The following is a 17,038-nucleotide window of genomic DNA, read 5'->3' on the forward strand; positions in this document are numbered from 1 at the left end:
ATACTTGACATCATGTCGGCCTTCTTTTACGTTCGTCATGTCTACTTTCTTTGACATGGAGACCTGCCTTGAAGGCCATCACCCGGCACGTCTACGGCCCCCCGGCCCTCACCGACCTCGACCGTCCCGCCCCGGGCCCCGGCGAAGCGCTCCTGCGCGTGCACGCCGCCTGCCTCGACCACGGCGTCTGGCATCTCGGCGCCGGGCTGCCCTACCCCGTCCGCCTCGCCACCGGGCTGCGCCGCCCCCGTTCCCCCCTCCTCGGCCGCGACGTCGCCGGGTCCGTCGAGGCCGTCGGCCCCGGCGTCACCGGCCTCGCGGTCGGCGACGAGGTCTTCGGCGTCTGCGACGGCGCGCTGGCCGAGCACGCGGTCGCGCGCGAGGACCGCCTCGTCCGCAAACCGGCCGGTCTGTCGTTCGAGGCCGCCGCCGCCGTCCCGACCAGCGGCCTGACCGCGCTCCAGGCGCTGCGCGACCACGCCCGCGTCCGGCCGGGGCAGCGCGTCCTGGTCATCGGCGCGGGCGGCGGGGTGGGGACGTTCGCCGTCCAGCTCGCCAAGGCGTACGGCGCGCACGTCACCGGCGTCTGCGGCCCCGGCAAGGGCGACCTCGTCCGCTCACTCGGCGCTGACGAGGTCCTCGACTACACCCGCCAGGACCCGACCACCGGGCCCGGCCGCTACGACGTCGTCCTGGACACCGCGGGCAACCGTTCCCTGCCGGGCCTGCGGCGCGTGCTCACCCGCCGGGGCACCCTCGTGATCGTCGGCGGCGAGAACGCCTCCGGCCGCTGGCTGTACGGCACCGGCCGCCAGCTCAGAGCGACGGCGATGTCCCCGTTCGTCCGGCACACCCTGCGCGCCCCGATCGCCAGGACCGACCCGCGGGACCTGCGCCACCTGGCCGGCCTCGCCGCGTCCGGCGAGCTCACCCCCGTCGTCGGCAGGGCCTTCCCGCTCGCCGGTTTCCCCGACGCGATGGACCACCTCCGGTCGGGGCACGTGACGGGCAAGATCATCATGGTCATGCCCGTCACGGAGTAGATCACCAGTCGCCGGCGGGCACGCGGGTGTTGCGCAGCGGTTCGCCCGCGCCCTCGGCGGGCGCCGCCCACACCACCGCGTTGGCCAGGATCCGCCGCACGCCCGGCTGGTGGAAGACCGGGTAGTTCTGGTCGCCGGGGCTGAAGTAGAAGACGCGGCCCTTGCCGCGCCGGTAGCAGCAGCCGCTGCGGAACACCTCGCCCCCGGAGAAGGAGCTGACGAACACCAGCTCGTCGGGCGCCGGGACGCCGAACGGCTCGCCGTAGGTCTCCTGCTCGGGGATGACCAGCGGCTGGGGCACGCCCGCGGCGATCGGATGGGCGGGCTCCACCGTCCAGACCAGCTCGCGGTCGGCGGTGTCGCGCCAGTTGACCGTGCAGGTGGTGCCCATGAGGGCGCGGAAGACCTTGGAGTAGTGGCCCGAGTGCAGCACCAGCAGGCCCATCCCGGCCCAGACGCGCTCGCACACCCGCGCCACGACCTCGTCGCCGACCTCCTCGTGCGCCGCGTGCCCCCACCAGGTGAGCACGTCGGTCTCGGACAACGTCGCGGCGTCGAGGCCGTGCTCGGGGTCCTGCAGGGTCGCGGTGCGCACGCGCACCCGCTCCCCCAGGTGCTCGCGCAGGCCGTCGGCGACCGCGCCGTGCATGCCGCCGGGGTAGCGGCGGCGCACCTCCTCCTCCCGCTGCTCGTGTACGTTCTCGCCCCAGACGGTCACGTTGATGCTCACGCGCGATGCTCTCCCTCCGGACCTGCCGCACCTACCGTCCGGTCCTTACCCGCCAGGCACTCGGGTCACAGCCCCGCGCCGCCGACGGGCGAGGCCGGCGGACGGGCGGAAAATGTCTCGCGGAAGGCAGGAGCGTTTGGGTAGGTTCGCCAGTGACCATGGAAGTCATGCCACGCCCCGCGCAGGCCGCCCTCGTACCGGACGGCCGTCCTGTCGAGATCGCCTGCGACGAGTCCGGCGCGGAGGGCGAGAAGCTCGTCGGCGGCAACACCGACGTGTTCGCCCATGCCGGCGTCTCCCTCGACGCGGCCGCCGCGGCCGACTGCGTACGGGAGCTGCGGCTGCGGGCGCCCTCGCCGGTCACCGAGTACAAGGCCGAGCACGTGCTGCGCGAGAAGAACCGGGCCACCCTGGTCTGGCTGCTCGGCCCGTCGGGCCCGATCCTCGGCCATGCGCGCGTGCACCTGACCGACAAGGCGTACTTCGCCGTGAGCAAGGTGACCGACCTGCTGACCGGCCACCATTCCGTCCTCGGTGGCCTCGACCAGGACGAACGGTCGGCGGCCATGGCGGTCACCCTCTACCAGGAGGGCCGCCGCGCCTTCGGCCCCGCACGCTGGACGGCCTTCCTCGACGCCTTCAACCACCTGCTCAGAGCCAGGAACGGCCGGGGCCCCGAGATCTCCGCCGACTCGGTCTTCGAGCTGGTCGCCGACCTGCGCACGACGCCCGGCCCGGCCGGCGAGATCATGGACGAGCTGTGGGCCGCCAGGCCGCTCGTGGACGCCTTCACCGCGCGCCTGCTCGACGACCCGCACCTCTTCCCCGCGCTCGACCCGCTGATCCCGGGCATCGCGCACGCGGTCGCCCACTGGGGCGCGGGCGGCCGGCCCGTCTCCGTCGTGCACGACCGGCAGACGACGCTGACCGAGGAGCGCATCGAACGGCTCCGGCTGCTGCTGGCCCGCCCGGACGCCCCCGGAGGCCCGCTGGTGCTGACGAGCCTGACGCTGGTCGCCTCCCACCTGGACCCCCGCGTCCAGGTGGCCGACATCGTGGCCGGGGTGGCGCGCAAGATCGCGTCCAAGGAGCTCAACGGCCGCGGCGACCCGGAGCTGACCGGCCTGCTGCGCCCGTACGTGGACGTGTCCTCGGTCTGGCCGGACGAGCGCAGCCGGGCCGCGCTGATCCCGGCTCAGCCGAGCCAGGCGCGGGCCTCGGCGGCGGCCTCCGGACCGAGCACCGGCTGGGAGTAGACCTCGACCAGCGTGCGCATCAGCAGGCGCTCGCCCTCCGGCGTGGACAGGTCGGCGTCCATGCCGCGGCAGACGTGCGGGTACAGGACCGTGACCGACAGCGCCATCGCGGCCATCACGGCCGCCCGCGCCCGCGGCGGCACGTCCGGCGGGTCGGCCCGGTCCCGGTCGGCCGCGGCCAGCCAGCGTTCCCCGATCCGGGTCATCTCGTCGAACAGCGGCGCCGCCCAGCCCTCGGTCAGGGCCCGCGCCAGGTAGGCGCGGTAGGGGCCGAGGGCGGCCACCGGGTTGAACCCGGCCGGCGGGCTGCCGGCGGCCTCGGCGTTGAGGCGGCGCACCGTCTTCATCAGGTGCTCGTCGCACGCCTCGCGCAGTGCCTGCTTGGAGCCGAAGTGGTGGCGTACCAGGCCGAGTGAGACCCCCGCCGACTCGGCGATGTCGCGGATCGTGGCCCGCTCGAACCCGTGCTCGCCGATGTGCCGGATCGCGGCGTCGCGGATGCGGGCCCGCGCGGTGAGGTCCTCCGGGTCCTGGACGGTTGTCATCGCACCACCGATTCGTACAGCGAACTGTTCACGAAAAAAGCATCCTATACCGGCGTACAGCACCGACCGGCCGAACCACGCGGGACCGGCCGCGTACGTGCAGCACCGAGCGGCCCCGACCATGCGGGACCGGCCGCGGGCGGGCGGTGTCGTTCGGCCCCGGGCGCGCAAGGCCGGCCATCGGCGACTACGCTCCTGCCCTGTGCCGACGTTCGAACTGCCCCTGCGCCTGGACACCACGATCCGCCCCTACGACTGGGGTTCCGTCACCGCCATGCCCGAGCTGTTCGGCACCGAGCCGACCGGCCGCCCGCAGGCCGAGCTCTGGATGGGCGCCCATCCCGCCGACCCGTCGATCGCCGGCGGGGTGCCCCTCGACCGGCTCATCGCGGGCGACCCCGTCGCCGCCCTCGGCTCCCCGGCCGTCGAGAGGTTCGGGCCCGCGCTGCCGTACCTGCTGAAGGTGCTCGCGGTCGCCCGGCCGCTGTCGCTCCAGGTCCACCCCACGATCGCGCAGGCCGAGGCCGGGTTCGCCGCCGAGGAGGCGCGCGGCGTCCCGATCGGCGACCCGGCCCGCACCTACAAGGACCGCTCGCACAAGCCCGAGATGGTCTGCGCGATCACGCCCTTCCACGGGCTGTGCGGCTTCCGCTCCCCCGTCGTCACCGCCGGGCTGCTCGCCCGGCTCGGCCTGCCCGCCCTCCAGCCGTGGATCGACGTGCTCGCCGTCCGGCCCGCCGGCGAGGCCCTGCGCACGGTCTTCGCGCAGATGCTCGACGACGCCGCCGCGCCGCTGCGCGCCGAGGTCGAACGCGCCCTCGCCGGCGGCTCCGACCCCGAGCTGGCGCCGTACGCCGAGATCGCCGCGGCCTGCCCCGGCGACCCGGGAGTGGTGGCCGCCCTCCTGCTCAACCACGTCGACCTGCTGCCCGGCCAGGCCCTCTACCTCGGCGCCGGCGTGCCGCACGCCTACCTGGGCGGCGTCGGCGTGGAGATCATGGCCAGCTCCGACAACGTCCTGCGCTGCGGGCTGACCACCAAGCACGTCGACGCGCCCGAGCTGATGCGGGTGGTCGACTTCACGCCCGCCGAGCCGCACCTGGTCGAGCCCGAGCGTCCCGCCCGCGGCGAGCGGCGCTACGTGCCTCCGGCCCCCGAGTTCGCCCTCACGCGGTACGACCTGACCGGGGCCGACGCCTTCGAGCTGCCCGCCGGGCCGCCCAGGATCGTGTTGTGCCTGGAGGGCGAGGCCCGGCTCGGCGAGCTGACGCTGCGACCGGGCGAGTCGGCGTTCGTCCCGGCCGTGGCGGGTACGGGCCTGTCGGGCAAGGGCGTGGCGTACGTGGCCGAACCGGGCGCCTTTACGGTGTAGATCAGCACAACAGCGACATTTCGGCCGCCGGTTGAACGTCGCCTTCCTAGGCTCCCCCCATGAACACGGCAACCCTCGGCCACGTCGCCATCGAACCCAGCATCCTCTACTTCGGCACCCCGGTCGTGCTGCTGACCACGGAGAACCCGGACGGCTCGACCAACCTGGCCCCGATGTCGTCTGCCTGGGCGCTCGGCCGCACCGTCGTGCTCGGCCTCGGCTCCGAGGGGCAGACCGCGCGCAACCTGGCCGAGCGGCCCGACCTGGTGATCAACCTGCCGGCCCCGCACCTGTGGCCGCAGGTGGAACGCCTGGCGCCGCTCACCGGACGCGACCCGGTGCCCGCCACCAAGGCGGCCGGCTGCCGGTTCGAGCCCGACAAGTTCGGCGCGGCGGGCCTGCGGCCGGAGCCGTCGGAGACCGTACGTCCGCCGCGCGTGGCCGAGTGCCCCCTCCAGTTCGAGGCCGTGGCCGCGCAGATCCGGCCGAACGAGTCCGACGACTTCGTCATCATCGAGGCCGTCGTGCGCAAGGTGCACGCCGACCCGCGCATCGTCGTCCCCGGCACCCAGCACGTGGACCCGTCCGCGTGGAGCCCGCTGCTGTACAACTTCCGCCACTACTTCGGCCTCGGCCCGGAGCTCGGCCACTCCTACCGCTCGCAGACGCCGCACCCGGCCTGATGACCCGCGCCGGATCAGCCGGCCGACGAGGCGCAACCGGCGTAAGCCGACCGTACCGCCGCCTGAACGGGAGACTGGGCCGCCGACAGCGCCGACGGCTCCTCCAGCCCGCGCGGCGGCGGCGTGGGACGGTCGGCCGCCACGGTCAGCACGAGATGGCCGAACCGGCGCCACCACCCGTGCGTCACCCCGCGCCCGCCCGCCCGAACGGTCACCCTGCTCCATCCGTCGGAGGGCCGCCCGCAGCCGAGGGAGACCTCCAGCGCCCGGCTGTCGGCGCGGCGCAGCACCTTCGCCGCACTCTCCTTGGCCGACCACAGCAGGCTGCCCAGCAGCGGATCGTTGCCGATGATCCGCTGCTCCTGGCGGGTGAACCGGTCGGCGACGAACCCCGGGCCGCGCGGCTCGACCACCTGCAGGTCGCAGCCGACGGTCCCGGGCTCCAGTCCGAGCAGGCACACCGCCCATCCGTCGCGGCTGGTGAGCGAGATGCCCACCGGCAGCGGGCGGCCGTCCCGCCACGCCTCGGCCGCGCCGTCGGGACGCCGCCGCAGCTCCGGGTCGCCGGCGGGGCCGGGACAGACCAGGTGCAGCGCCTGACTGACGGTCCAGCGGGTGAGCGGGTGCTCGGCGGGCCACCCGTCGCCCGCCCGGCCCTCTCCCGCCGGGAGTTGCCCCTCCCTGCGAGCCAGCCACCTCATCGAGCCTCCATTCCGCGCTCCAGCGCTAGGGATGACCTCCGGCCGCGGCAGGGCGGCCGGGATCGCGTGATCGACCGACCCGGCCGCCACGCCCGGGCGGCCGTCTCGCGCAGCTTCCCCGCCCGCACCTCCTCGAACGCCTCGAACGCCTTGTACGGCGGCGGTCGCGCCCGGCGCCGCCCCGCGTGCGTGCTTCCCCGTACGTGCCCGCGCTCCGCCACCGGACACCCGCGGGACCTCTCGACTAGTGTGATCTTGTGACCGGAATTTTCACAGTGTTCCCAGCCTCGCCGGGCGACGGTGAGACGCTGGGAGAGATCCACGCCGAATCCTGGAAGGCCGCCTACGCCGGCCTCTTCGCCACGGAGTTCTTCGACCAGGCCGTCAGCCACCGGCGCGGCAAATGGCACGACGTGCTCGCCGAGACGCCGGGCGGCCTGGTGCTCGCCGCGCTCGACGGACGCCGGCTGGCCTTCTGCTCCTTCGGGCCCTCGCCGTCCCGGGCGGGCGCGGCGGAGATCTTCGGCTTCTACGGCCATCCCGACGGCTGGGGCACCGGCGTGGCCGCCGCCCTCATGACCGACACCCTGCGCCGCATCCGCGACGAGGGCTTCACCCGGGTGCACCTGTGGACGCCGCGCGACACGCCGCAGTCACGCCGTTTCTACGCCAAGAGCGGCTTCACCGAATCGGGCGCCACCCGCGCGTACGACTACGGCGACGGCAACCCGGTCGAGCAGGTGGAGTACGAGCTGTCCTTCCCCTGACCCGCCGGCCCTCCTCCCACGCGCGCCGACTTGACAGAGTTCCCCGGCGTATTTCGCGGTGCACAGCCCGGCGCGGGCTCTTTCGTTGACCGTCCCCATGGCCCATGACAACCATTCTTGAGTATGGCCAAGCGGGCACGAGAAACGGTCGAGTGATCGCGTGAGAGGAATGGCATGAGCGCGAATGCTTTGTACGCCGGTCGAGACTGGAAACTCGACCACGACAAGCGAGTCAAGGTCAGCAACGCGGAACTTCGTTACACGGTCGTGGGCCGCGGCGAGCCGGTCCTGTGCATTCACTGCACCTCCATTTCGGACGGCCTCATCACGCCGCTCCTGAAGTACAACCCGGAGCTGCTGGACAAGTACCAGTTCATCAGCTATTACCGTGCCGGTTACAACGGCAGCACGCTGGAGAAGGACAGCCTCAGCATCGAGGAGGGCGCCGAGCACGCCAAGCAGCTCCTCGACCACCTCGGCATCGACAAGGCGCACGTCATGTCGTACTCCTTCGGCGGGGTGATCGGCTTCCAGTTCATGCTCTCCTACCCCGAGCGCACGCACTCGGCGGTGCTGCTGGAGCCGTACCTGCCGCGTGAGGGCGCCGAGGCCGAGAAGGCCAACAACGACGCCGTGATGACGGCCATCGAGCTGGTGCACAAGGGCGACAAGCTCACCGCCGCCTGCGACTTCATGGCCGCCGTCTGCGGCCCGAGCTACCTCGGCTCCGTCGACATGAGCTGCCCCCTCGACGTGTGGGAGCGGGTCGAGGAGTGCGCGGACGTCACGTTCAAGGTGGACTTCCCGGCGCTGGGCGGCTGGGGCTTCCGCATGTCCAAGGCCGACCAGCTCGTGCCGAACAAGCCGCAGATGCCGGTGCTGGCCGTGATGGGCCTGGACAGCGAGGCGGCCATGCCCGGTTTCCGCGAGGCGCAGCACTTCCTCATGAACTGGCTGCCCCAGGCCGAGCGCTGCGGCATCGTCGGCGCCACCCACGGCCTGCAGATCATGAACCCGAGAGCGGTCGGCGAAGGCGTCTCGGCCTTCCTCGCCAAGCACCCGATGCAGTAGCACCCGACGCAGTGAGAGGAGAGCGATGTCGGATCTGACGGCTGAGCGACTGGCGGCGGCACACCAGGCGTTGCGCTCCGGCGACCGCGAGCGCGCGCTGGAGTACTGGCACCCCGACGTGCGGTTCCAGTCCCCCGGCAACCACCCGTACGCCGGATGGCACGACGGCCTCGACGCCTTCATGGGCTTCATCAAGACCTGGCAGCGGCTGGCCGGCGGCACCCTGCGCATGGAGCAGATCGCCTGCCTGGTCAACCCGGTGGACGGCTACACCATCGACGTCAACCGGTGCACCGCCGTGCGCAAGCGCACCGGCTCGGACGGCACCTCCTTCTACGAGCACCTGCAGATGGAGGGGGTGGACCTGATGCGGTGGGAGAACGGCCGCGTCGTGGAGGGCCGCGGCGGCATCTTCGGCGACGGGACCGCCAACTTCAGCTCCTTCTTCGGCCCGATCGGCCCCGACGGGCGCAGATCCGACGACTGAGCGGGCAATCCGGGCGGGCCGGTGACGACCGGCCCGCTTTCTCATGCCCGCGGTCGGCCCTCGCCGCCTTTGTGCCCTTTTCCCCAGGAACGCGCCCACAGGAGAAGACATGACCCGTTTCCGTGGCGTCCTCCGCGCCTCCGCCGCCGCCCTGGCCGTCACCGCCGCGCTGGCGGCGGCCGCACCGGCCCAGGCCCTCCTGGCCCCCGCCGTCCGGGCCGTGGACCCGCCCGGCGACCCCACCACCCTCTGGAACGTGGACGTGCTGGACGCCACCCACGCCTACGCCGTCGGCTGGCGCGGCTACGACGGCTCGCCGGACACCTCCGTGCTGCGCTGGGACGGCTCGGCCTGGAGCAGGCTGCCGCTCACCGCCGGGTACGACGTGCCCAGCCCGTGCTGCGTCGCGGCCGTCGCGCCGGACCAGGTGTACGTGACCGGCAGCCGGAGCATCGCCGACGTCTCCTGGCCGCGCTCGGCGTACTGGAACGGCTCGGCCTGGTCGGAGATCCCGCCGCCGCCCGGCTGGACGCCCCCGCTGCCCGGCGACGAGTGGACCGGCCCGATCGCCGCCACCAGGGACGGCTCGCTCTGGTCGATCAGGTTCAGGAACACCGGCGGCACCGACATCCTGCGCCTGCGCCAGGGCGTCTGGACCGTCTACCCGCGCACCGAGAACCTGGGCCTGCTGCGCGCCGTCGACGGCGGCGACCAGATCGTCTTCGCCGCCGAGAACGGCGTCGTCCTGTGGGACGGCACGGCCCTGCGCTCCCTGGGCAGGCCGGGCCTCAGCCCCAGAGGCGTGTACGTCGAGGGCCCCGGCCGGATCTGGGTCAGCGGCTACCAGCCCCGCCCCAACCGGCCCGCCACCCCCGCGATCGCCCGCTACGACGGGGCCCGCTGGACCGTCTCGGCGCTGCCCGGCGACCCCGGCAACGGCTCGGCGAGCATCAGCGGCGACGGCGAGGGCCACCTCGTCGTCCCCACCGGCGGCGGCACCACCGCCCCCGCCTACCTGTACTTCGACGGCACCTCGTGGACCCGGGTCAGCGGCCCGGCCCGCCCGTCGGCCGGGTACGCGGGCGCGTACGCGGTGGACCGCGTCCCCGGCACGTCCACGATCCTGTCGGTGGGCGGCGCCAACGTGACCAACCTGACCGGGTTCGCGATCAGTGAGCTGATCAGCCCCCGCTGAGCGGGCCGGCGCGGACCCCCGGGCGGGGAGGGGCGGCAGGCCCCTCCCCGCTCACGCGCGCCCTGACGCCGCCGGAGTACGGCCCGCGCGGACCGCCGCGAGCAGCGTGCCGGCCAGCAGCAGCGCCGAGGCGGCCGTCAGGACGACGCCCAGCCGGTGCAGGCCCTCGTCGGTGGCGCGCTCGCCGTAGGTCACGCTGATGAGCAGCGCCGAGCAGATGGCCCCGGCGTACTGCGAGGTGCGCAGCAGGCCGGCGGCCATGCCGATCTGGCCCGGCGGCGCCTGGGCGTACATGGCGGCCTGGTTGCCCACGATGTTCAGCCCGTTCTGCACCCCGAAGACCATGCTGAGCAGGCACAACGACAGGACGGACGCCTCGCCGTCGAGCGCCGGCAGCCAGGCGCAGCCCGCCAGCAGGAACGCCGCGCCGGCCGGCAGCATCCAGCGCGCCCGGCCCGAGGCGCCGTCGGCCCGCGCGGCCAGCCCCGAGACCACCGCGCCCACGGCCGAGGTGGGCATGAGCAGCAGCCCGGCGACCGCCGCCGTCAGCCCCCTGCCCTGCTCCAGCCACTGCGTCCAGCCGTACAGGAAGCCGTAGGTGGCCATGAACGTCACCGCGTTGCGCAGGTAGGTCACCAGCAGCGGCCGGTTGCGGGCCAGGTCGCGCAGGCTGCCGCCGCCGCCCGTACGGGCGCGCTCGTACGGCTCGTCGCGCGGCAGCCACACCAGCGCCGAGACCACCCCGGCCGCGGCCATCGGCAGGTTGACCAGGAAGATCCAGCGCCAGCCGCCGAGCGCGTCGAGCAGCCCGCCCAGCGGCGGCCCGAGCACCATGCTGACCTGCCCGGCCATGGCCAGCGCGCCCATCACCGAGGCGGGCGCGGCCCCGCCGGACCGCTCGGACCTGCGGCGGACCATGCTCATGGCGGCCGGGTAGGCGGCCGAGGTGCCGAGGCCGATCAGCACGCGGGCGGCCACGAGCAGGCCGAGGGTCGGCGCCCAGTAGCCGAGCAGCCCGCCGGCCGCGACCGTGACCAGCCCGGCCAGGTAGACGCGGCGCGGGCCGAGCCGGTCGGCCAGCCGGCCCAGCACCGGCTGGCCGATCGCGGTGGCCAGGTACAGGCCCGACACCAGCCAGGACGTGGCGTCCGCGCCCACGCCGAAGTGGTGGGCGATGGGCACGAGCGCGATGGCGATGATCGAGGAGTTGATCGGGTTCAGCAGCGAGCCGACCGAGACCGCCGTGACGAAGCGGGGGCCGAAGGGTGCCTGGCCGGGCTCGCTGTCCGGCCGGGGCGGCGCGGTCACAGCTGGTACTTCTCCTCAAGCTTCTCGTAGATCTCGATCTTGTAGTCGATGGCGGCCAGGTCGTCCTTGAGCTGGGAGATGCGCTTGGCCACCTCCTCGCGGTGGGTGAGCAGGATCTGCTTGCGCTCGGCCGCGGTGCTCTCGCCCGCGCGGACGAGTTCGGCGTAGCGGCGGACGTCGGCGATGGACATCCCGGTGCCCCGCAGCCTGGTCAGGAACCGGATCCAGGCCAGATCACGTTCGGTGTAGCGGCGGTGCCCGTTCCCGCCGCGCGGCGGCGTCTCCCGCATCAGGCCGGCCTTCTCGTAATAGCGCAGCGCGTGGGCGCTGAGGCCGGTCTCGGCTGCGACTTCCGCGATCGTCAGGCTCTGACTCATACCGATCATTGTCGCCCTTCGAGCGCGATCCAAGTCAAGTGCATTCGGCCGAATTCCGGTGAATGCGAGCCCGGACTTGACGGAATGGGATCGGCTACCTCCATACCGCCCGGTCACCGCCGGGCGGCGCGTTGACGCGTTTTCCGGCGGCTGGACATGATTTCCCCGTAGCGCCGGACGAAATGGTGGTGCCAATGGCGAAGAGCGAATTCGTGAGATTCCTCGGCGACCTCCGGGAGAATCCGCAAAGACGCGCTGAGTATAGCGCGAGAAATCTCAGTCAATTGTTGTTCCACGCCTCCGACGAGGGCTTCCGGTTCACCGCCGAGGAGCTGGTGTCGGTGGTCGGGGCCCTGGAGATCGAGGTCATCGTCGCCAAGGACGGCGAGCCCGTCGACGGCGGCAGCACGCTCTGGCGGCACATGTGGGGCAGGCGGTACCTGGACTACCTCCTCGATCACGTGGTGGCCAGGTTCGGCGAGGAGGAGCTGCGCGGGTTCGCGGCCGACGAGAGGCGGCCGGTGGCATGAGCGGGACGAACCTGATCGCGTTCCTGCGCCTGGCGGGCTCGCGTCCCGACGTGCTGGAGTCGCTGAAGGCCAAGAGCAAGGCGGAGGTCGTCGCCGCCGCGGCCGGGCACGGGCTGCCGTTCACCGAGGCCGACTTCGACGGCGTGGTGTGGGAGCTGGAGGAGCGCCTGGCCGACCTGCGCGGGGAGCCCTTCGACGCCACCTTCCCGCTCTGGCGGACGATGTGGGGCCGGCACTACCTGGAGTTCCTGGTCGGCGACCTGCTGCCCGCCCTGGAGCGGGCCCGGCTGCTGGAGTCGTCGTGAGCGCCTACGACTACATCGTGGTGGGCGCGGGCAGCGCCGGCTGCGTCCTGGCCAGGCGGCTGCTGGACGCGCTGGGCTGCCGGGTGCTGCTGCTGGAGGCCGGCGGCCCGGACGTCGCCGAGTCCGTGCACCGTACCGACGTGCCGTCGATGACCTCGATGTGGGGCTCGCCGGAGTTCGTGTGGGACTACGCGACCACCCCGCAGCCGGAGCTGGGCGGCCGGGTCGTGCCGATCCCGCAGGGCCGCGTGGTGGGCGGCGGCAGCTCGGTCAACGCCATGATGTACGTGCGGGGCAACCGCCGCGACTTCGACGGCTGGGCCGCGCTGGGCAACGACGGCTGGTCCTACGACGAGGTGCTGCCCTACTTCAGGCGTTCGGAGGACTACCCGGGCGGTTCGCCGGAGTACCGGGGCAGTGGCGGGCCGCTGAAGGTCGTCGACTACGGCTCGCCGTCGGACGCCTCGCGGGCCTTCGTCCGGGCGGCGATCGCCCGCGGCCGCGCCGACGGCACCGGCGACTACAACGGCCCCCGGCAGGAGGGGCTGGCCTTCTTCTACCAGTCCACCCGGGACAAGGACGACCGCCGGTCCAGCACGTCGGAGGCGTTCCTGGCGCCGGTGCTGGGCGAGCCCGGTCTGACGCTGGAGACCGGCGCCGTGGTCACCCGCCTCACCGTCGAGGGTGGCCGGGCCGGCGGCGTGGAGTACGTCAAGGACGGGCGTACGCACCGGGCCACCGCCGGGCAGGAGGTCATCGTGGCCTGCGGCGCGCTGGGCTCGCCCGCGCTGCTGCTGCGCTCGGGCCTCGGCCCGGCCGCCCACCTGCGCGAGCACGGCGTCGAGGTGGTCGCCGACCTGCCGGGCGTGGGCCGTAACCTGCAGGACCACGTGCTGTTCGGCATCGGCTACGAGAGCCTGCGCGAGCTGCCCTTCCCCGAGCTGCTGGCCGAGGCGGGGCTGTTCACCAACGTCCTGGGCGGCGACGGGCCGGACCTGCAGTTCTTCTTCGGCCCGGTGCAGTTCATCGACGACCGGTACAGGACGGACGGCCCGGGGTTCACCTTCGCGCCGATCCTGCTGCGGCCCGAGAGCAGGGGCGAGGTGCGGCTGCGCCCCGGCGACCCGCTGCGTCCCCTCGTCGACCCGCACTACCTGGAGGCCGCCGCCGACCTGCGGCTGCTGACCGAGGCCGTCGTCCTGGCCAGGGAGCTGGTCTCGGACGCGGCCTTCGACTCCCTGCGCGGCCGGGAGCTGGCCCCGGGGCCCGGCGTGACGAGCCCGGCGGCCCTGGCCGCGTACGTGCGGGCCAGCGCCTCGACCGTGTGGCACCCGGCCGGCACCTGCCGGATGGGCCGCGACGGCGAGGCGGTCGTCGAGCCCGACCTGCGGGTGCGCGGCGTGGACGGGCTGCGCGTGGCCGACGCCTCGGTCATGCCGGTCATCACCCGGGGCAACACCAACGCGGCCACGATCATGATCGCCGAGAAGGCCGCCGACCTGGTCGCCGCATCGGCACGGAGGTGAGCTGAGATGACACAGACCTTCGACTTCGTCGTCGTCGGCGGCGGCACGGCCGGATCGGTCGTCGCCGCCCGGCTGAGCGAGCTGCCCGGGGCCCGCGTGCTGGTCCTGGAGGCGGGCGACACGAAGATCACCGACGCGGTCGAGGACCCCGCGCGGTGGAACGAGGTGCTGCTGACCGAGCTGGACTGGGCGTACATGAGCGAGCCTCAGCCGGGGCTCGGCGGGCGCCAGGTCTATTCGGCGGCGGGCCGCGGCCTGGGCGGGACCTCGAACGTCTACCACATGATCCACACGCGCGGCCGTCCGGCGGACTTCGACGCCTGGGCCTACGACGGCTGCCCCGGCTGGTCCTTCGCCGACGTCCTGCCCTACTTCCAGCGCCTGGAGGGACAGCGGGACGCCACCAACCCCACGGCCGGCCACGAGGGCCCGATCAGGATCGTCAACGCCCGGGACATGGGCAACCCGGTCTCCCGGACGTTCGTCGAGGCCTGCGTGGAGCTGGGTTACCCGCAGGTCGAGGACTTCAACGCCGACAGCTTCGGCGTGAGCTGGCACCACGTCGACATCGACGTGGAGAAGGGCACCCGCTGCGGCGTGCGCGCCGCCTACCTGGAGCCCGCGCTGGAGCGGCTCAGCGTTGAGGTGGGCGCACTGGCCACCCGGCTGCTGTTCGACGGCGAGCGCTGCGTGGGCGTGGAGTACCTCAAGGACGGCGGGCTGCGGACCGTCAGGGCCGAGCACGAGGTGATCGTCACCGCGGGCGCGATCCAGTCGCCCAAGCTGCTGCAGCTGTCCGGCATCGGCCAGGCCGGGGAGCTGGCCGCGCTCGGCATCCCGGTGGTCGCCGACCTGCCCGGCGTGGGCGCCAACTTCCACGACCACCCGCTGGTCATCGGCCCGATCGGGTACATGGACAAGGCGGCGCCCGACCCGCGCGGCCAGGTGACCGAGGTCGGGCTGTTCTGGGGGTCGGAGCCGGGGCTGCCGGTGCCCGACATGGAGATCTGCCTGGTGCACCGGGCGCCGTTCGGCGACCAGTTCTTCGCCAACGTCATCAAGCGGGTGGAGACCGGGCAGCCGCTCACGCCGGTGCGCGAGCTGGTCGACCCGAAGATCGTGCTCACCCTGCCGGGGCTGGTCCGGCCGCTGTCGCGGGGCAGCGTACGGCTGGCCGGCACCGACCCGACGGCCTACCCGAGGGTCAGCGCGAACTACTTCGGCGAGCGCTCGGACCTGGAGCGCACGGTGACGATGGTGGAGATCGCCCGCGAGATCTACGCCAGCTCCGCCTTCCGGCGCGACTGGGGGCTGACCGAGGTCGCGCCCGGCCCGGACGTGCGCACCCGCGAGCAGCTCAGCGCGTGGGTGACGGAGAACGTCGGCTCGTACTACCACTTCGCCGGCTCCTGCAAGATGGGCTCCGACAGCCTCGCGGTGGTGGACACCCGGCTGCGGGTCCGCGGCGTCGAGGGGCTCCGCGTCGCCGACGCCTCGATCATGCCGACGATCGTCTCGGCCAACCCCCACACGACCACCGTGATGATCGGCGAGCGCGCCGCCGAGTTCGTCGCGGCGGACTTCCGCCCGGCCCGACAGGAGGCTACGCGATGATCCACCAGTTCATCTTCGGCGCTCCCAAGCCCGGCTTCACCGCCCAGCAGTTCCAGGACTACTGGGTCAACGTGCACGCGGTGAAGTTCGCCGGCAAGATCAAGCAGATCAGGCAGTACCTGGTCGACACCCGCATCCCCTTCGACGGCGACGTCGGCCGGCCGGCGCTGCCGCACCAGGGCATCGCCGAGATCTGGCTGCGGAACGCCGAGGAGCAGCTCGCCTCGCTGCAGAGCGAGGAGTTCCTCCAGGGCGCCCGGCTGGACGAGCCCAACTGGGCGGCGTTCTGGTCCACGATCGTGGTCGACACCGTCGCCCACGAGCTGGTGCCCGGCCCCAAGCCCCGGCCGGAGAGCTGGGTGAAGGTCACCACGCTGATCAAGCGGCGGCCCGGCCTGCCGCTGGACACCTACCGCAAGCAGTCCCTGGAGTCCTACGCCGCCGCGGTGGCCGGGCTGCCGGGCCTGCGCAGGCACCTGCACTGCCACACCGTGGACGGCGCGTACACCTTCGGCGAGGCCGGCTTCGACGCCGTGGACCAGCTCTGGTTCGACGACGTGGACGCGCTGCGCGCCGCACTGGCCTCGGCCCACCACGCCCGCCGGGTCAAGCCGGAGCTGGAGGCGATCGCCGACCCGGCCCACGTGTTCTCCATGACCTGCAAGGAAAACTGGATCATCCCCGGGGAGTCGGCATGACCAAGCGCGTTCTCGTGATCCTCTCGGAGTTCGGCTACTGGGGGGAGGAGCTCGTCGGCCCGCTGTCGGCCTTCGACGAGCGCGGCTACGACGTCGTGTTCGCCACGCCGACCGGCAAGCAGCCGCACGCCCTGCCGCCCAGCATGGACAGCGACTACGTCGACCCGCCGCTCGGCCGCTCGGTCACCACGCCCGAGGTGGCCAAGCTGACCCGCGACCTGGACGAGTCCGGCCGCCTGGCCAACCCGCTCAACCTGTCGGCGTGGGCGCCCGAGCGTCCCTACACCAGCAGCCCCGACTACCTGCGCCGGCTGGAGGCCTACCACCGGGCGGTGGCCAAGCTGGAGGCCGAGCTGGTGCCCTACGACGCGGTGCTGATCGTCGGCGGCAGCGGGCCGATCGTGGACCTGGCCAACAACGAGCGGGTGCACGAGATCGTGCTCGCGTTCGTCCGGGCGGGCAAGCCGGTGGCCGCCGAGTGCTACGGCGTGGCCTGCCTGGCCTTCGCCCGCGACTGGGAGGACCGCAAGAGCATCATCTGGGGCAAGCGCGTCACCGGTCACTGCAAGGAGTACGACTACAAGGACGGCACCGGGTTCCTCGGCGTGCCCGACTTCAACATGGGGCCGCCGCCGTACCCGCTGGAGTACATCCTGCGGGACGCCACCGGGCCCGAGGGGCGCTACGTCGGCAACTTCGGCCGGGAGACCTCGGTCATCGTGGACTTCCCGTTCGTCACCGGCCGGTCCACGCCCGACTCGTTCCTGACCGGGCAGAAGATCGTCGAAGTGCTAGAGGGCGGCCTGCGCCGCTTCGGCTGGTGATGGCGG

Annotated in this window: 19 protein-coding genes; 14 read left to right on the forward strand and 5 right to left on the reverse strand. The window is 73.0% G+C overall.

Going from position 1 to position 17,038, the window contains the following annotated elements; genetic code table 11:
- Window positions 1-68: 68 nt before the first annotated feature.
- A complete protein-coding gene (locus tag AB0J97_RS12510) occupies window positions 69-1,043 on the forward strand; it encodes an NAD(P)-dependent alcohol dehydrogenase (RefSeq protein ID WP_357697107.1) in 975 nt (324 codons plus the stop codon).
- A gap of 1 nt (window position 1,044) precedes the next feature.
- Here AB0J97_RS12510 and AB0J97_RS12515 read toward each other — a convergent pair whose 3' ends face one another.
- Entirely contained in the window at window positions 1,045-1,773 is a 729-nt protein-coding gene (locus tag AB0J97_RS12515) for a ThuA domain-containing protein (RefSeq protein WP_364087596.1), read from the reverse strand.
- A gap of 167 nt (window positions 1,774-1,940) precedes the next feature.
- Between AB0J97_RS12515 and AB0J97_RS12520 the strand changes: the two genes are divergently transcribed.
- The gene (locus AB0J97_RS12520; protein ID WP_364087599.1) at window positions 1,941-3,029 is read left to right on the forward strand and encodes a hypothetical protein; all 1,089 of its coding nucleotides are present in this window, start codon (window positions 1,941-1,943) and stop codon (window positions 3,027-3,029) included.
- Here AB0J97_RS12520 and AB0J97_RS12525 read toward each other — a convergent pair.
- The gene (locus tag AB0J97_RS12525; protein ID WP_357697101.1) at window positions 2,969-3,574 is read right to left on the reverse strand and encodes a helix-turn-helix domain-containing protein; all 606 of its coding nucleotides are present in this window, start codon (window positions 3,572-3,574) and stop codon (window positions 2,969-2,971) included. The two genes, AB0J97_RS12520 and AB0J97_RS12525, sit on opposite strands and share 61 nt — an antisense overlap.
- 202 nt (window positions 3,575-3,776) lie before the next feature.
- Here AB0J97_RS12525 and manA point away from each other — a divergent pair, with 202 nt between their 5' ends.
- The gene (manA, locus tag AB0J97_RS12530; RefSeq protein WP_364087602.1) at window positions 3,777-4,946 is read left to right on the forward strand and encodes a mannose-6-phosphate isomerase, class I; all 1,170 of its coding nucleotides are present in this window, start codon (window positions 3,777-3,779) and stop codon (window positions 4,944-4,946) included.
- 59 nt (window positions 4,947-5,005) lie between these two features.
- Entirely contained in the window at window positions 5,006-5,629 is a 624-nt protein-coding gene (locus AB0J97_RS12535; RefSeq protein WP_364087604.1) for a flavin reductase family protein, read from the forward strand.
- 14 nt (window positions 5,630-5,643) lie between these two features.
- Here the strand turns inward: AB0J97_RS12535 and AB0J97_RS12540 are convergent, their stop codons facing one another.
- Window positions 5,644-6,330 carry a hypothetical protein gene (locus AB0J97_RS12540; RefSeq protein WP_364087605.1) on the reverse strand — a complete coding sequence of 229 codons (687 nt, stop codon included), beginning with the start codon at window positions 6,328-6,330 and terminating at the stop codon, window positions 5,644-5,646.
- Between the two features lie 275 nt (window positions 6,331-6,605).
- On the opposite strand from AB0J97_RS12540, the gene AB0J97_RS12545 reads away from it, so the two are divergent.
- The 4 genes from AB0J97_RS12545 to AB0J97_RS12560 all read left to right on the forward strand — a co-directional run bounded on the left by AB0J97_RS12545 (window position 6,606) and on the right by AB0J97_RS12560 (window position 9,850).
- Window positions 6,606-7,097 carry a GNAT family N-acetyltransferase gene (locus AB0J97_RS12545; RefSeq protein WP_364087607.1) on the forward strand — a complete coding sequence of 164 codons (492 nt, stop codon included), beginning with the start codon at window positions 6,606-6,608 and terminating at the stop codon, window positions 7,095-7,097.
- 174 nt (window positions 7,098-7,271) lie between these two features.
- Window positions 7,272-8,168: an alpha/beta hydrolase gene (locus AB0J97_RS12550; RefSeq protein WP_357697090.1), complete on the forward strand. Its 897-nt coding sequence runs from the start codon at window positions 7,272-7,274 to the stop codon at window positions 8,166-8,168.
- A gap of 25 nt (window positions 8,169-8,193) precedes the next feature.
- Window positions 8,194-8,655 (forward strand): nuclear transport factor 2 family protein, encoded by a 462-nt coding sequence (locus AB0J97_RS12555; protein ID WP_357697088.1) that lies wholly within the window; start codon window positions 8,194-8,196, stop codon window positions 8,653-8,655.
- 109 nt (window positions 8,656-8,764) lie between these two features.
- Complete coding sequence (locus AB0J97_RS12560; RefSeq protein WP_364087610.1) at window positions 8,765-9,850, forward strand: hypothetical protein; 1,086 nt, start codon at window positions 8,765-8,767, stop codon at window positions 9,848-9,850.
- A gap of 51 nt (window positions 9,851-9,901) precedes the next feature.
- Here AB0J97_RS12560 and AB0J97_RS12565 read toward each other — a convergent pair whose 3' ends face one another.
- Window positions 9,902-11,158 carry an MFS transporter gene (locus tag AB0J97_RS12565; RefSeq protein ID WP_364087612.1) on the reverse strand — a complete coding sequence of 419 codons (1,257 nt, stop codon included), beginning with the start codon at window positions 11,156-11,158 and terminating at the stop codon, window positions 9,902-9,904.
- The gene (locus AB0J97_RS12570; RefSeq protein ID WP_357697082.1) at window positions 11,155-11,535 is read right to left on the reverse strand and encodes a MerR family transcriptional regulator; all 381 of its coding nucleotides are present in this window, start codon (window positions 11,533-11,535) and stop codon (window positions 11,155-11,157) included. Before AB0J97_RS12570 ends, AB0J97_RS12565 begins: the two co-directional genes overlap by 4 nt.
- Window positions 11,536-11,819: 284 nt before the next feature.
- On the opposite strand from AB0J97_RS12570, the gene AB0J97_RS12575 reads away from it, so the two are divergent.
- Genes AB0J97_RS12575 through AB0J97_RS12600 form a run of 6 tightly spaced genes read left to right on the forward strand, consistent with a single transcriptional unit; the run spans window position 11,820 to window position 17,032 of the window.
- Window positions 11,820-12,065, forward strand: coding sequence for a hypothetical protein (locus tag AB0J97_RS12575; protein WP_364087616.1), 246 nt, complete (start codon window positions 11,820-11,822; stop codon window positions 12,063-12,065).
- A complete protein-coding gene (locus tag AB0J97_RS12580) occupies window positions 12,062-12,370 on the forward strand; it encodes a Nif11-like leader peptide family natural product precursor (RefSeq protein ID WP_357697077.1) in 309 nt (102 codons plus the stop codon). The genes AB0J97_RS12575 and AB0J97_RS12580 overlap by 4 nt, the downstream gene beginning before the upstream one ends.
- Window positions 12,367-13,896, forward strand: a complete 1,530-nt coding sequence (locus AB0J97_RS12585; RefSeq protein WP_364087618.1) for a GMC family oxidoreductase N-terminal domain-containing protein — start codon at window positions 12,367-12,369, stop codon at window positions 13,894-13,896. Before AB0J97_RS12580 ends, AB0J97_RS12585 begins: the two co-directional genes overlap by 4 nt.
- 6 nt (window positions 13,897-13,902) lie before the next feature.
- Complete coding sequence (locus tag AB0J97_RS12590) at window positions 13,903-15,510, forward strand: GMC family oxidoreductase N-terminal domain-containing protein (protein WP_364087620.1); 1,608 nt, start codon at window positions 13,903-13,905, stop codon at window positions 15,508-15,510.
- The gene (locus AB0J97_RS12595; protein ID WP_357697069.1) at window positions 15,507-16,208 is read left to right on the forward strand and encodes an EthD domain-containing protein; all 702 of its coding nucleotides are present in this window, start codon (window positions 15,507-15,509) and stop codon (window positions 16,206-16,208) included. Before AB0J97_RS12590 ends, AB0J97_RS12595 begins: the two co-directional genes overlap by 4 nt.
- Entirely contained in the window at window positions 16,205-17,032 is an 828-nt protein-coding gene (locus AB0J97_RS12600) for a type 1 glutamine amidotransferase domain-containing protein (protein WP_357697067.1), read from the forward strand. The genes AB0J97_RS12595 and AB0J97_RS12600 overlap by 4 nt, the downstream gene beginning before the upstream one ends.
- The last annotated feature ends 6 nt before the right edge of the window (window positions 17,033-17,038 follow it).

The organism is Nonomuraea sp. NPDC049607, assembly GCF_040675375.1.
Lineage (GTDB): Bacteria > Actinomycetota > Actinomycetes > Streptosporangiales > Streptosporangiaceae > Nonomuraea.